This is a genomic window from Kitasatospora sp. NPDC088861 (assembly GCF_044750105.1).
Lineage (GTDB): Bacteria > Actinomycetota > Actinomycetes > Streptomycetales > Streptomycetaceae > Kitasatospora.
In genome coordinates, this window is record NZ_JBIVJF010000004.1 from 105,978 (window position 1) to 120,689 (window position 14,712).

Genomic DNA, 14,712 nt, shown 5'->3' on the forward strand with positions numbered 1-14,712 from the left:
GGTGACAGGAACACTGGTGGCGTAGTCCGTCCAAGCGGACAATACGGGGCATGCCCCGCCGCCTCGCCCTCACCAGCCCCGCCCGGCGCACGCCGCACTCCTCGCACCCCGATCACCCCGGGCACTCCAGGCACTCCTCGGATCCCGGGCACCCCCGGCGCCCCGAACCTCCCGGGCACTCCGAACACGGCGGGCACCCCGGAAACGGCGGCCACCCGCAGGCGCGCCCGCACCGCTACCGCGCGCGGTTCGGTGCCCTGGCGGCCGGGGCCGTACCGGTGCTCGCCTTCCCGGCGCCGGGGCAGGCCTGGCTGGCGTGGGTCGCGCTCGTCCCCGGGATGCTGCTGATGCAGCGCGCGCCCGGCGGGCGGGAGGCGGCGGTGCGCGGGTGGTGGTTCGGGGCGGGCTTCATCCTGACCGCGATGTACTGGCTGGTCCCGTCCATCGGGCCGGGACTACCGGTGCTCGCCGTGCTGTTCGGGGCGCTCCAGGGCGGCTTCGGGTACGCCGTCCACCGGCTGCTGCACCCGCCGCTGACCGGCCGTCGGGCACTGCTCGCGCTGCTCGTCGTCCCGGCGGTCTGGGTGACCACCGAGTACGCGCGCTCCTGGGACGCGCTCGGCGGGCCGTGGGCGCTGCTCGGCGCCACCCAGTGGCAGCACCCGGCGATCCTCGGGCTGGCCTCGACCGGCGGGATCTGGCTGGTCAGCACGGCCGTCGCGGCCGCCAACACCGGGGTGCTGATCGTCCTGACCACCGTGCACCGGCGGCCGCGCGCCCTCGCGGCGCTGACCACCGTCCTGGTCCTGGCCGCCGGCCCGCTGCTGTTCGCGCTGCGCGACGCCCCCGCCCCGGCCGGGGCGGTCACCGTCGCGCTGGTCCAGCCCGGCATCGTGGACGACCCGCAGGCCCGGTTCGAGGCCAGCGCCCGGGCCACCGCCGCGCTCGGCGGACAGCCGGTGGACCTGATCGTCTGGGGCGAGAGCAGCACCACCGCCGACCTCGACCGCGACCCGGCCGCGCTCGACCGGCTGCGCCGACTCTCCACCGTCACGGGGGCCCAGATCATCGCCGGGGAGGACGCCCGCAAGGCGGACGGGCGGATCTCCAAGGACGCGGTGCTGGTCTCCCCCGCAGGCGTGCTGGACCGCTACCGCAAGATCCGGCTGGTGCCCTTCGGCGAGTACATCCCGCTGCGGCCGGTGCTCGGCTGGATCGCCGGCGTCAGCCGGGCGGCCGGCGAGAACCGGGCGCCCGGCACCGCCTTCCACGTCCTGCCGGCCACCGACCGGGCCGGCGGGCCGCTGCCGGTCGGCGCGCTGATCTGCTTCGAGTCGGCCTTCCCCGACCTGGCCCGCACCGCCGCGCGGGACGGCGCCCGGGTGCTGGTCTACCAGTCCTCCACCTCGACCTTCCAGCACACCTGGGCACCCGAACAGCACGTCTCGCTGGCGGCGATCCGGGCCGCCGAGACGGGCCGGCCGGCCGTGCAGGCCTCGCTGACCGGGGTGTCGGCGGCCTTCGACGCGCAGGGCCGCGAGCTCGCCCGGCTCGGTACCGACGGCACCGGAGCGCTGACCGTCCGACTGCCGCTCACCGAGCCCGGGACGCTGACCTGGTACGACCGGATCGGCGACGTGGTGCCGATCGGCGCGCTGCTCGTCACGGCGGGCGCGACGGCGGCGGCGTGGCGCTCCAGCCGCAGTCGGCGCCCGGCGTGAGGGCGGAGGCTGCGCCCGACGGGAGGACGGCGGGGTCCTCGGCAGGGGCGTCGGCAGGGGCGTGGGCAGGGGCGTGGGCAGGGGCGTGGCCTCCGGCGGGTCAGCCCTCGGTGCCGGCCAGGTAGACGCCGAACGACGCGCCCTGCGGGTCGCGCAGCACGGCGATCCGGGGGCCGCCCGGCACGTCGGTGGCCGCCATCAGCACGTCCGCGCCGAGGCCGCTCGCCCGGGCGACGGTGTTGTCGACGTCGGCGACCGAGAAGTAAGGCAGCCAGTGCGGCGGCACCTGCGGCGGAAAGCGGTCGTCCATCACCAGCATGCCGCCGAAGTCATCGCCGCCCAGGCCCCACTGGGTGTACTGCTCGGACGGGCTGACGGACCAGCCGAAGACCGCCGGGTAGAAGGCGGTCGCACCGGCCGGGTCGCGGGTGAGCAGTTCCACCCAGCCGAGCGAGCCCGGCTCGTTGAACACACCGGCGCCCGCGAACGCGCGGGCCTGCCAGAGCAGGAAGACCGCGCCGGAGCTGTCCCCGACCACCGCGAAGCGGCCGAGGTCGGACGCGTCGGTGGGCTCCTTCAGGACCTTGCCGCCGGCGTCCTCGACCTTCGCGACCGTGGCGTCGGTGTCGGTGACCGCGAAGCAGGTCGACCAGGCGATGGGCTGCTGCGGCGCGAACCGCGGGCTGACGGCGGCCGCCGGGGCGTCGCCGAGGAACATCTGGGTGTAGCCGTTGGCCTCGGGGCGCACATCGGCCTCGGCCCGCCAGCCGAACAACTCGCTGTAGAAGGTGCTGGCGGCGGCCGGGTCGGAGGTGCCCAGCTCGACCCAGCAGGGGCCGCCGATGGTCACGGAGTTCTGCTTCATGGCTTCTTCTCTCGACTTCTTCTCTCGGTTCTCGATCTCTCGGTCTTCACTGACTGATCGTCACTCTTGATTCGAGTCAAGCGACTTCGATGACCACCTTGCCGCTGGCGTGGCCGGACTCGACGAAGGCGAGCGCCTCGGCGGCCCGGGCCAGCGGGTAGCGGCCGGTGATGTGCGGGTCCAGCTCACCGGCGGCGACCAGGGCCGCCAGCGCGGACAGGGTCTCGGACGTCGTCGAGCGGGTGATGTAGCGGCCGCCGAGTTCCGCCACGGTGGCCGGGTCGGCGGTGCTGACCAGTTCCGTACGGTCCGTGCGCACGGGGGCGGCGGCCCGCAGGGCGTCGCCGCCGACCAGGTCGAGGATGCCGTCGACGCCGTCGGGCGCCGCGGCCGCGATCCGTTCGGCGACGCCGTCGCCGTAGCGGACCGGCACCGCCCCGAGGGACTCCACGTACGCGTGATTGGCGTCGCTCGCGGTGCCGAGAACGGTCAGGCCGCGACTGCGGGCGATCTGGGCGGCCGTGCTGCCGACACCGCCGGCGATGCCGAGGATCAGCAGCGTCCGGCCGGCGCCGAGGCCGAGGTCACGGACGGCGTCGTCCGCGGTGGCCGCCGACACGGGCAGGACGGCGGCCTGGTCGAAGCCGACACCCTCGGGCTTGAGGGCACTCAACTCGGCGCGCATCAGCGTCTGTTCCGCGTAGGCACCGGCGGCCGCGAGGCCGAACACCTCATCGCCCGGGGTGAACCCGGTGACCCCGGGGCCGACTTGCAGGACCACGCCCGAGGCCTCCTGGCCCATGACGGCGGGGAGTTCGCCCTCCCGGCCGAGCAGGCCCGTGCGGATCTTCCAGTCCACCGGGTTCACCCCGGCCGCACCGACCGCGATCGCCAGTTGCCCGGGGCCGGGCTCCAGCGCCGGGCGGTCCAGGAACTCCTGTGTCTCCGGCCCGCCGTAGTCGACGAAGCCGAATGCCTTGGCCATCGGTGATCCCACTCCTCGGGTAGCGGCTGCGATCCCCCGTTCTCCCCCGCCCCAGCATGCGGGCGGGGGAGGACGGGTGCGGGCGCTGCTGGGCCGAACGGGGGCGGGCGGGGCGGCGGGCGGCGGCAGTGGGCGTTGGCGGGCATTGGCGGGCGAACAAAAAACAGATGACAGATAACAGATTTCGAAATCTGTTATCTGTCATCTGTTTTTTGTCAGTTGTCAGCTGTCAACGGCCGTCCGTCAGCGCAGCGCCCGTGCCACCGGGATCCACAGCTGGGCTTCCGCCTGGCCGTCCGGCAGGAACCGGGTACGCAGGATCTCCGGCCCCGGCCGGAACTCGTACGGATTGGACGGGAACCACTGCGTGAAGACGTCCCGCCACATCTCCTGGAGGGCCTTCGGGAAGGTCCCGGTGTTGGAGAAGGCCGCCCAGGTCCCCGCCGGCACCTCCCGAACGTCCAGGCCGTCCGGGACGACGGTGCCCGCGTCCGCCACCACCGCGTGGTAGTAGTCGAGTTCGACACCCTCTTCGCGGCTCTCCGAGAAGAACTCGGTGACCGAGAGGATGCCTTCCGGCTCACGGCCCGAGAGCGCCGAGATCCGGTCGACGGTCTCCTGGCCGAGCCCCTTGATGAACGAGGCGATGGCCGGGTTCACCCCCTCGTGCACCAGCGGGACCCGAGCCCGCCGACCGATGATCCGGAAGTCCGGCTGCTCGATGATCCGGTATTCCATACTGCTGCTTCCCTCCACGACGAGTCGGAAGGACATCCGGGGTTGGGACTTGAGCACCGCGCCCTCGCGCCGGGCCTCACCGGGCCCGACCCCGTGCATCGCCCGGAACGCCCGGGCGAACGCCTCCCCCGAGGTGTAGCCGTACCGGATCGCGACCTCCAGCAACGTCCGCTCCCCGCCGAGGACTTCGGCCCCGGCGACGGTCAACCGCCGGCGCCGGACGTAGTCCGACAGCGGCATCCCGGAGAGCATCGAGAACAGCCGCCGGAAGTGGTACTCCGACGTCATCGCGATCCGGGCCAGCTCGGCGACCTCGACCTCCTGGTCCAGGTTCCGTTCGATGTGGTCCATCGCCCGGTTCAGGTGTTCCAGCACTCCGACCCCGTCCTTCCCTTACTGATCACCACCGTAGGAAGGACCCACCCTGCCGCACCCGACAATCGGTGCCCGATCCGGTCGGGTACCGATCGCCGGGTGACGGGCGGCAGGGCTCAGATCAGGCCCTGGGCCAGCATCGCGTCCCCGACCAGCTCGAAGCCGGCGATGTTCGCGCCCACCACGTAGTCGCCCGGGTGGCCGTAGCGCTCGGCGGTGGTGAAGCAGGAGTCGTGGATGTGCTTCATGATCCCGGCCAGCCGCTCCTCGGTGCGGGCGAAGGTCCAGGAGTCGCGCGAGGCGTTCTGCTGCATCTCCAGGGCGCTGGTGGCGACGCCGCCCGCGTTCGCCGCCTTGCCCGGGCCGAAGGCCACCCCGGCTTCCTGGAACACCCGGACCGCCTCCGGGGTGGTGGGCATGTTGGCCCCCTCGGCGACCGCCAGCACCCCGCCCCGCACCAGGGCCAGCGCGTCCGTCTCGGTCAGCTCGTTCTGGGTGGCGCAGGGCAGCGCGACGTCGCAGGGCACGCTCCACACGCCCGGGCCCTCGACGAACCGGACGTGACTGCCGCGTAGTTCGGCGTAGTCGGCGACCCGGCCGCGCCGGACCTCCTTGACCTCCTTGAGGAGCGCGAGGTCGATGCCCTTCTCGTCCACCACGTAGCCGGTGGAGTCGGAGCAGGTGAGCACGGTCGCGCCGAGCTGCTGCGCCTTCTCGATCGCGTAGATGGCGACGTTGCCGGAGCCGGAGACGACGACCCGGCGCCCGTCCAGGCTCTCGCCGCGGCTGTGCAGCATCTCGGCGGTGAACAGCACGCAGCCGTAGCCGGTCGCCTCGGTCCTGGCCTGCGCGCCGCCCCAGCCGAGGCCCTTGCCGGTGAGCACGCCGGTCTCGTAGCGGTTGGTGATCCGCTTGTACTGGCCGAACAGGTAGCCGATCTCCCGGCCGCCGACGCCGATGTCCCCGGCGGGGACATCGGTGTGCTCGCCGAGGTGGCGGTACAGCTCGGTCATGAAGGACTGGCAGAACCGCATGACCTCGGCGTCCGAGCGGCCCTTGGGGTCGAAGTCGGAGCCGCCCTTGCCGCCGCCGATCGACAGCCCGGTGAGCGCGTTCTTGAAGATCTGCTCGAAGCCGAGGAACTTGACGATGCCGAGGTTCACCGAGGGGTGGAAGCGCAGCCCGCCCTTGTACGGGCCGAGGACGCTGCTGAACTCCACCCGGAAGCCCCGGTTCACGTGGATGTCGCCGGAGTCGTCCGTCCACGGCACCCGGAACATGAGCTGCCGCTCGGGTTCGCAGATCCGCTCGATGATCCGGGCGTCGACGAACTCGGGGCGGCGGGCGAGCACCGGCCCGAGGGTCTCCAGGACCTCGTGGACCGCCTGGTGGAACTCCGTCTCACCCCTGTTCCGGCGGACCACGTCCGCGTAGAGCGCCTCGATCACGCGCTGCTCGGCGTCGAAGGAGGTCGGGGAGGTGGCGGCGGGAGGGGTTGTGGGCATCTGATCAGGACCTTCCGTGGTCGTCGGTGCTCGTTCGCGAGGCATTCCCGTGCCCAGGAAACGGGGGAATCCTCGCAGTGTCCACAGTCCGGCTCCCGACGCATCCACATGCTGAAACCCCCACGCCTCGCGGACCGTACGATCCACCAGCGCCCTCGCGTCCGCACGGAGCCCGGCTGAACCACGGTCCGTAGTCGCATCGGGCACGGGCGGTATTTAGTTGTTCAAATTGGAACTACCGAGTACGGTCATCGACATCCGCTCCACCCCGGGCCACCCGGCCCGCCCCTCTCGACCCCATCGATTCGTCGGTTCGCCGACCCATCTCCTCATCGACGGAGGCCCACCCATGCCGCAGCCCGGTCCCGCCACGGTGCGCTCGCGTGTGCGCATCCCGCTGACCTTCTCCGACGGCTACCGCGCCGAGGCGGAGGCCCTCACCTTCCACGACCTCGCCGACGGCGCCGAACACCTGGCGCTCGCGTTCGGCGAGGTGCCGGAGGGCGGGACGCCACTGGTGCGCCTGCACTCGGAGTGCCTGACCGGCGACGTCTTCGGCTCGGACCGCTGCGACTGCGGCCCGCAGCTGCGCGAGTCGGTCGAGCGGATCACCGAGGCCGGCGGCTACCTGCTGTACCTGCGGCAGGAGGGCCGGGGCATCGGGCTCTACAACAAGCTGGAGGCCTACTCCTTGCAGGACTCCGGATTGGACACGTACGACGCCAACACGGCGCTCGGCCTGCCCGAGGACGGCCGGGACTACACCGCCGCCGCCCAGATGCTCACCACCCTCGGCGCCACCGGCATCGACCTGCTGAGCAACAACCCGGACAAGGCGCAGCAGCTGGCCGACCTCGGGATCACCGTGCGGCGGCGGGTGCCGACCGGCGTGCACCTGTCCGCGAGCAACGTGCGCTACCTGCGGGCGAAGGTGGAGCGGACCGGGCACTCGATCGAACTGTCCCGGCTGGTCGGCTGAGCCGGATGACGGCCGGACCGGATGACGGCCGGACCGTCAGCCGTCAGCCGTCCACCCCCGCACCCGCCCCCCGCGCCCGGACCGTGCGCAGCACCCCGTACGCCGCGAGCGGGAGCGCGACCAGCAGCGCGGCCCAGAACGCGCCGTGCCCCCAGAACTCCGCGACGGCCGCGAGCTGCCCCTTGAACACCGGGATCCGCAGCGCCTCGACCGGGCCGAGCGGTCCGGGCCAGGCGCCGAGCACCAGGGTGGCGGGGATCCAGCAGCCGAGGAGCGCCCGGGCGGTACCCGGCGTCCCCAGGGTGCTCGCGAGGGAGACGACGGCCAGCAGGACGACGAACCCGGACTGGTAGGCCGCGCCGGTCCGGCCGGTCCCCCAGGAGTCCGGCGTCGGGTGGTGCCCGGTGGCCGCCAGCCGCACCTCGACCGCCGCCCACAGCAGCAGGGCCAGCACACAGGTGCTCCCGAGCGCGAAGAGCACGCGGTCACGGGCGCCCACGGGGCCCGTCCGCCACTGCTTGCCGTCCCACCGTGCCGCCGCGCCCCGCCCGGCGAGCCGCCGCCAGGCCTCCCGCACCTGCCGCCGGGCCTCGTGCGCGGGCTTCAGCAACCGGTCCGCAGCGCGCTCGATCAGCGCGAACGACGCCACGATCGCCGCCACCGCCGCGAAGCCGGCCCAACTGCCCATCCCGCCCTCGAACATGACCACCCGCTCAGCCACCGGTCTCGGCATCTCCAGGCCCGTCATCGGCGGTCCGAGCCGCAGGTAGCCGATGGCGAAGGCCCCGACGCCGGTCAGGGCCGCCGTGCCGAGGCCGACCCGGGCGGGGAAGAAGGCCAGGACGGCGGCGGCGACCAGTGCCGCCCCCAGTTGGCCGACCACCTGCTGGGCCGCGTGCTCGCCGGCCTTCTTCAACGGCCCGCCGAAGGCGCCGTCCGGCGAGATCCTGAGCTGGACCCCGGCCTCGACGGGGTAGCGGAACACCGCCCCCGCCCACAGCAGCAACCCGAGCGCGAGGAACAGCAGCAGCACGGCGCCCGCCCGGCGCGGCAGGCCGGTCCGGGCGTGCGGCCACCACGCCCGCAGCCGGGCCGCCCAGTCCACCGGCGTCCGTCCACGCCCGCCCTGCCACAGCCGCCCCAGCCACCGGTCCCGGCCGGCCCGGCTCTCCCGCCCGGCCCCGCCCTCCCGGCCATCCGCGTCGTCGGGCCACTCGCCCCGGCCCCGGCCGCGCGGGCGCAGCGTCTCGGCGGCGACCAGGGCCGCGCGCCCGGCGTCGTCCCCCGGGTCGGCGCCCACCGCCCGCCGCCGCAACGCCGACCAGCGGCGCCGGACCGCCTCCGGCGCGGCGGTCGGGTCCGGCGCGGGCCGGCGCACCGCGGCGCGTACGGCCGTGCGGATCCCGGAGCCGGCGGCCAGGGCCGCGTCCACCACCACCGCCGCGACGAGGGCGGCGAGCTCCGCCATCCGTTCGGGCAGCGGCAGCCGGTGCAGGGCGGTGGGCAGCGGCGAGAGCCGGCCGAGCAGCCGGTCGCGCTCCTCGGGGCGCACGCTCAGCCACACCACCAGCCGGTGTGCCTCCTCGCGCTCCTGCGGGCTGAGCCCGTCGCCGCCCCGCCGGCCGCCGCCGACGGTGCGGGCGGCACGGTCCACTTCGGCCAGGACGTCCGGGAGTCGGGCCAGGGCGAGCAGTCGGGAGCAGTGTTCGCCGGAGCACTCGGGGTGGAAGCAGTCGTAGCGGGCGGCGACGGCCGGGGCGCCGCCCCGGACCAGCGCGTCGATGAACACGGCGCCGTCCGGTTCGGTGGCGATGCGTTCCAGCCCGGGGGTGTCGATCGGGCGGTCGAGGTAGTAGGGGGTGGCGGAGGGGGCGAAGGCGGCGCCGAAGGCGAGCACCGCGAGGGCTCCCGCCGCGTCGCGGCGGGAGCCGGGCGCCCGGGCGACGTCGGTCAGGTGGTGCAGGTCGAAGATGTTGTCCTGGACGTCGTCGCGCAGCCAGTCGCGCAGCCGCTCCGCTCCCCCGGCGGAGAGCCAGCGGGCCGCGTCGCCGGAGCGCCTGAGCAGGACCTCGGCGAGCTTGGCCGGATCGGTGAAGGGGGAGCCGAGGAAGGTGATCGGCCGGTGGGTGCGGCCGGTGTCGGCCCGGGTCTGTCGCCGGACCACCGCGGGGCTGCCGCCGGCCAGCCAGCTGCGGACCTGCGGGGCGGTCCAGCGGTCCTCCGGGTTCTTGGTGAACAGCCCTTGGAGGAGCAGCAGTTGGCGGGGGTCGGCGAGGGCGGAGAGGTCGACCTCGTCCCCCAGGACCAGTTCCAGTTGCAGCACCTCGTCGCTGATCAGCAGGCCGTCCGCGCCGAGGAAGCGGGGGCGGCCGGTGAACAGCTCGTACAGGACGTTGCCGAGCGCCCACCAGGGCCCGGCCTCGTGATTGCGGCCGGCCAGGAGCTCGGGGGCCATGTACGGGATGGTGACGATCGTCTCGGGCGTGAAGCGGCGGCTGGCGGTGAGCCGGGCGACGCCTCCGAAGTCGGCTATCACGAACTCCCCGGGCGCGCGGCCGGGGCGGACCAGCACGTTGGCCGGCTTGAAGTCCAGCGGGTTGCGCTCGATCCGCCGTTGCCAGAAGTCGAGCAGGGCGACGAGCTCGTAGACGATCCGCTCGGCCTCCCGCGGGTCGGTGTGCCGGCCGCGCTCGCGCAGTTCGGCGAAGTGGTCGGCGAGGGTGACCGGCAGGTACTCCATGGCCACCCAGTCGAGTTCGGCGCCGTGGTGGCCGACCCGCCCGAAGTCGACGATGTGCGGGACGTGGCGGCGGTAGTCGTCGTTGCGCAGGTAGCCGAGCAGGTCGGCGTCCATGGACTGGCCGGCGGCCGTCACCTTCACCGCGGCCTCGCCGCCGCCGTCGGTGCGCCGGACGTGCCAGACGGTGCCCTCGGTGCCGGAGCCGGCCACGCCGAGCGGGTCGAAGCGGCCGCGCAGGGCGTCCGGGAAAGCGCCCGCGAACCGTCCGCCGGTGGGCCCCGCACCCTCCGGCGCCCCGCCCTTCGATATCCCACCCCCTGACACCCCGCCCACGGGGCCCTCGCCGCTCCGGCTGGGCCCGGGGCCCACGTTGTCGGCCCAGCCGGGGGCGGCGGCGCGCCCGGTGCCCGCGCGCCGCTGGACCCTGGTCGGCGCCTCCGGGTCGACCCGCTCCGGTGCGGCCCGCTGGACCCTGGTCGGCGCCTCCGGGTCGAAGCGGGCCCCGCCGTCCGGCTCCCGCCCGGTCGCGGCGTCGGGGTCCGTCCGGGTGCGCGGGACGGCGCCGAGCCGGGACGGCCGGTCCGGCACGACACCGAGGCGCCGCCCCCACGGCCGCCGGTCCGCCCTGGTCGGGGGCTCGGGCCGGACCCCGGGGCCGCTCTCCGGCCAGGGGCCTCGTCGGTCGTCGTCGGCCGGGCCGGCGTCCTCCGGTGTGGCCATGGCGGCGCTCTCCTCCCCGCTTCCCGGGGCCGGCGCGGGGCCGTAGCCGCGCGCCGCACGGCCCCGGGTGGTGATTTTGACGCGCCATCATCCCGCATGGTGGGCCGTGGTGTTGGCCGATTTTCCGGAACGCGACCGAGCGGTTGCACGAACGCCGCCGAACGCCGCCGCGGACCTCCCCCACCTGCCCGGCCCTGTCCCCTTCGGCCGCGGAGCCGACACCCCCGACGCGTCAGCCCCCGACCGGGCGTCCCCGGGGCTCCTCGGCGATCCGGCGGGCGATCTCGTCCGGCCGCACCGGGCGGCCGAAGTGCCAGCCCTGGGCCCAGTCGCAGCCGATGGTCCGCAGCCGTTCGGCGTCCTTGCGGGTCTCCACGCCCTCGGCGGTGACGGTCAGCCCGAGTGCGTGCGCCATCGACACCAGGCCGCTGACGATCCGCCACCCGGTGGACTCGTCCTTCTCCGGATCGTGCAGGTCTCCGACGAAGGAACCGGCGATCTTCAGCCCGGAGACCGGCAGGTCGCGCAGGTACGCGAGGTTGGACCAGCCGGTGCCGAAGTCGTCCACGGCCAGCGACACGCCGAGGTCCACCAGCCCGTGCAGGGTGCGCAGCGCCTCGTCCTCGGGCCCGACCACGGTCGACTCGGTGATCTCCAGTTGCAGCCTGGCCGGTTCGAGGCCGGTCGTGTCGAGGATCCGGCCGAGGTCGGTGACGAGCGCCGTGCTGCGCGCCTGGCGGACCGCCAGGTTGACGTTCAGCTGCGGCGCGGCGTCGCCGAACCGCTTGACCCAGTCCGCGGCCTGGCCACAGGCCTGCTCCAGCACCCAGCGACCGAGCGGCATGATCAGCCCGGTCTCCTCGGCGGTGGTCACGAACTCGTCCGGGCCGAGGACGCCGAGCTGCGGGTGGCGCCAGCGCACCAGCGCCTCCACCGCGGCCAGCCGGCCGTCCGCCAGCGCGTACAGCGGCTGGTAGTCGATGAAGAACTCGCCCCGGTCGAGGGCGGCCGGCATCCGCACCGACACCGCGTAGCGGCTGACCGCGCGGGCGTTCTCCTTGGGGTCGAACAGCGTCCAGCGGCCGCGGCCGGCCTCCTTGGCCCGGTACAGCGTCAGGTCGGCGGCCCGGACGGCCGCGCCCGGGGTGGTGGTGGACACCCGCCGCTCCAGCACGCCGACGCTCGCGCCCACGGCCAGCTTGTGGTCACCGATCAGCACCGGCCCGGCCAGCGCCTTGAGCACCGTCTTCGCCGCCGCGACGGCCTCCTGCTCGCCCCGGCAGTTCTCCAGCAGCACCACGAACTCGTCGCCGCCGAGCCGGGCCACCAGGTGGCCGAGCGGGTTGAGCGCGGCCTTCAGCCGGGCCGCCACCGCGGACAGCAGCTGGTCCCCGGTGTCGTGGCCGAGGCTGTCGTTGACCACCTTGAAGCCGTCGAGGTCGACGTAGCAGAGGCCGAACCTGGCGCCCGGATCCGGATCCTCGAACAGCTTCTCCAGCCGCTCGAAGAAGGCCGCCCGGTTCGGCAGGCCGGTCAGCGGGTCGTGGGTGGCCTGGTGGCGCAGCCGCTCCTGGAGCCGGTAGCGGTCGGTGACGTCCTCCAGCATCGCGACCTGGTACTGCGGGACGCCGTCGTCGTCGCGGATCAGCGAGACGGTCAGATGGGTCCAGACCACCTCGCCGTCCTGGCGGTAGTACGGCTTGTCGAACTGGAAGTAGTCCCGCTTGCCGCTGATCAGCTCCTCGTACGCCTCCCACACGCCCGGGGTGTCCTCGGGGTGGACGAGATCGCCGACCCGGCGGCCGGTCATGTCCTCCGGGCTCGCGCCGAACAGCTCCTGGAGCGCCTTGTTGACCGCCAGGATGTTGCCGTCGGTGTCGCCGATGCCGATCCCGATGGCGGCGCTCTCGAACAGCGCCCGGAACCGGGCCTCGGAGGCGCGCAGCGCCCGCTCGGCCTCCTTGCGGGCGGTGTCGGCGGCGGTGCGGATCGCCTCCTGCTCCCGCAGCGTGCGCTCGCGCAGGGCGGCGGCCCAGCCGGCCGCGAAGGCGCCGGTCAGGGCCGGGCCGCGGTCGTCGCCGAGCGGCTGCGCCTGGAGCAGCTCCACCGCCCGGGCCAGCACCACCGGGTCGGTGAAGTGCGCGTCGACCAGTTCCGCGCCGGCCTGCTCGGCCAGCCGGGGCTCGAACGGCTCGCCCAGCTGCGCGCGGTGGAGCAGGGCGGCGGTCCGGGCGGTGAGGCGGCCGAGCAGCCCGGGGTGGACGGCCGTGCCGTGGTCGGCGGAAAGCAGTCGCGCCCAGGCCTCGTGGAACCGTTCGGCGCTGCCGGACACCGGGGCGGCGCTCATGCGTCCACCCGGGTGCGCGCGGTCACCGCTGCGGGGTGGCCGGCGCGGGCAGCGGTCCGGGCGGGGGGAGCAGTGGTCCGCGCGGCGGGCACGGCGGGGTGACCGGCGGCCGCTTCGCGGAGCCCGCGGCCGTCGGTCACTCGCCCGATCCGTCCGCTCAAGGGCGGAACCCCACGCCCGCCACCCCGGTCATCCGCTCGGGGTGCTCGCCGACCGTCTCCGGCTGGTCCGGACGCCACTGCGGCAGGTAGACCACGCCCGGTTCGACCAGCTCGAAGCCGGCGAACATCCCGCTGATCTGCTCGTGGGTGCGCATGGTCAGCGGGGTCGGCGTCTTGCGGTAGAGCTCCTGGTGGTCCTCCGCCTGGTCCGGGCGGCCCTCCAGGGAGGCGTGCGAGAGGACCAGCGCGCTGCCGGGCGGGAGCGCGTCACGGAGCGTGCCGATCAGCTTCCACGGGTCCTCGTCGTCGGTGACGAAGTGCGCGACGGCGACCAGCAGGACGGCCACCGGCTCGCCCTGCGCCAGCAGCGCGGCCACCTCGGGGCGGGCCAGCAGGTCGTGGACGTCGCGCAGGTCGGCCTGGACGACCTCGCTGCCGGGGTCGTCCTCCAGCAGCAGGCGGCTGTGCGCGACGGCGACCGGGTCCCGGTCCACGTAGAGGACCGTCGCCTCGGGGCGGATCGCGCGGGCGATCTCGTGCACCGCGCCGAAGGTCGGGATGCCGGAGCCGATGTCCAGGAAGCGGGTGACGCCGCGCTCGGACAGGTAGGACACGGCCCGCCGCAGGAAGGCCCGGTTGGAGCGCATGATCTGCGGCAGCTCCGGCCACAGGGCCATCGCCTTGCGCGCCATCTCCCGGTCGACCTCGAAGTTGTGCGAGCCTCCCAGGTAGTAGTCGTAGACCCGCGCGGCGTTCGGTTTGTCCAGGTCCGTGCCCTCCGGTACCCAGCTCGGTCGCCGCATGCCTGTGACTCCTTCACTCCGTTTTCCGGGGATGCAGTGCCTCGCGACAACTGCTGTGACAGACGAGACTACAAGCACACAAGATCCTCCCCTGCACCCCGAACGGCTGCAAGCGGAACACCTCCCTCCTGGCATGCGACGTTTACGGAGCGTTCCCCTCCCGTCTCACCGGAACCGGTCCCGCCGACGGCCGGGCCACCGTAGGGCCCGGCTGTCGACGAGGGAACCCGACCGAAACGGGCCGGCTCCGGACCGTGGCGCTCTAGGGTGGGGCGCGTGGACCCCAACCACTACCGCTTCCGGGGCATGTGGCGACTCGCGGCGCCGGCCCCCGACGTGTACGCGGCGCTGGAGGACGTGCGGAGTTACCCGCTGTGGTGGCCCGAGGTCCTCGAAGTCCGGCAGACCGGCGAGGAGTCCGGGGACCTCGTGGTGCGCGCGCTGCTGCCGTACCGGCTGGTGATCCGCCTGGAGGCGCGACGGCGCGACCGGGCCGCCGGAGTGCTGGAGGCGGTCATGCGGGGCGATCTCACCGGGTGGTCACGGTTCACCGTCACCTCGGACGGGCCGGGCAGCCGCGTGCTCTTCGAGGAGGACACCCGCCCCGGCAAACCCCTGCTGCGCCGCCTCGCCCTGCCCCTGCACCCGCTCTTCCGGGCCAACCACGCGGTGATGATGCGCCGGGGGCGGCGGGGGCTGGCGGCACACCTGGGCAGCGGGAGCGGGCCGGCGAACGGGTGACCACGCGGCCGGTGGCGGCCGGCACCCGTCCG

10 protein-coding genes are annotated in these 14,712 nt (G+C 74.2%); 3 read left to right on the forward strand and 7 right to left on the reverse strand.

Annotation, left to right across the window (positions count from 1 at the left end; genetic code table 11):
- Window positions 1–50 precede the first annotated feature (50 nt).
- On the forward strand, window positions 51–1,721 hold the full coding sequence (lnt, locus tag ACIP37_RS09710; RefSeq protein WP_400805090.1) for an apolipoprotein N-acyltransferase: 1,671 nt from the start codon (window positions 51–53) through the stop codon (window positions 1,719–1,721).
- 100 nt (window positions 1,722–1,821) lie between these two features.
- On the opposite strand, the gene ACIP37_RS09715 is transcribed toward lnt, so the two are convergent.
- From ACIP37_RS09715 to gdhA, 4 genes are all read right to left on the reverse strand, one after another.
- Window positions 1,822–2,586, reverse strand: coding sequence for a VOC family protein (locus ACIP37_RS09715; protein WP_400805088.1), 765 nt, complete (start codon window positions 2,584–2,586; stop codon window positions 1,822–1,824).
- Between the two features lie 76 nt (window positions 2,587–2,662).
- Window positions 2,663–3,571, reverse strand: a complete 909-nt coding sequence (locus ACIP37_RS09720; RefSeq protein ID WP_400805086.1) for an NADP-dependent oxidoreductase — start codon at window positions 3,569–3,571, stop codon at window positions 2,663–2,665.
- A 243-nt stretch (window positions 3,572–3,814) separates the two neighbouring features.
- A complete protein-coding gene (locus ACIP37_RS09725; RefSeq protein WP_363616867.1) occupies window positions 3,815–4,684 on the reverse strand; it encodes an AraC family transcriptional regulator in 870 nt (289 codons plus the stop codon).
- A 116-nt stretch (window positions 4,685–4,800) separates the two neighbouring features.
- Window positions 4,801–6,189 (reverse strand): NADP-specific glutamate dehydrogenase, encoded by a 1,389-nt coding sequence (gdhA, locus tag ACIP37_RS09730; RefSeq protein WP_363579129.1) that lies wholly within the window; start codon window positions 6,187–6,189, stop codon window positions 4,801–4,803.
- 349 nt (window positions 6,190–6,538) lie between these two features.
- Here gdhA and ribA point away from each other — a divergent pair, with 349 nt between their 5' ends.
- Entirely contained in the window at window positions 6,539–7,168 is a 630-nt protein-coding gene (gene ribA, locus ACIP37_RS09735) for a GTP cyclohydrolase II (RefSeq protein ID WP_363579131.1), read from the forward strand.
- 43 nt (window positions 7,169–7,211) lie between these two features.
- Here the strand turns inward: ribA and ACIP37_RS09740 are convergent, their stop codons facing one another.
- The 3 genes from ACIP37_RS09740 to ACIP37_RS09750 form a co-directional block, all read right to left on the reverse strand.
- Entirely contained in the window at window positions 7,212–10,628 is a 3,417-nt protein-coding gene (locus ACIP37_RS09740) for a hypothetical protein (RefSeq protein ID WP_400805083.1), read from the reverse strand.
- Window positions 10,629–10,860: 232 nt separating this feature from the next.
- Window positions 10,861–12,975: an EAL domain-containing protein gene (locus tag ACIP37_RS09745; protein WP_363579135.1), complete on the reverse strand. Its 2,115-nt coding sequence runs from the start codon at window positions 12,973–12,975 to the stop codon at window positions 10,861–10,863.
- A gap of 157 nt (window positions 12,976–13,132) precedes the next feature.
- Entirely contained in the window at window positions 13,133–13,939 is an 807-nt protein-coding gene (locus ACIP37_RS09750; protein WP_363616858.1) for an SAM-dependent methyltransferase, read from the reverse strand.
- Between the two features lie 276 nt (window positions 13,940–14,215).
- On the opposite strand from ACIP37_RS09750, the gene ACIP37_RS09755 reads away from it, so the two are divergent.
- Window positions 14,216–14,680 (forward strand): SRPBCC family protein, encoded by a 465-nt coding sequence (locus ACIP37_RS09755; protein ID WP_363579139.1) that lies wholly within the window; start codon window positions 14,216–14,218, stop codon window positions 14,678–14,680.
- Window positions 14,681–14,712: the final 32 nt, after the last annotated feature.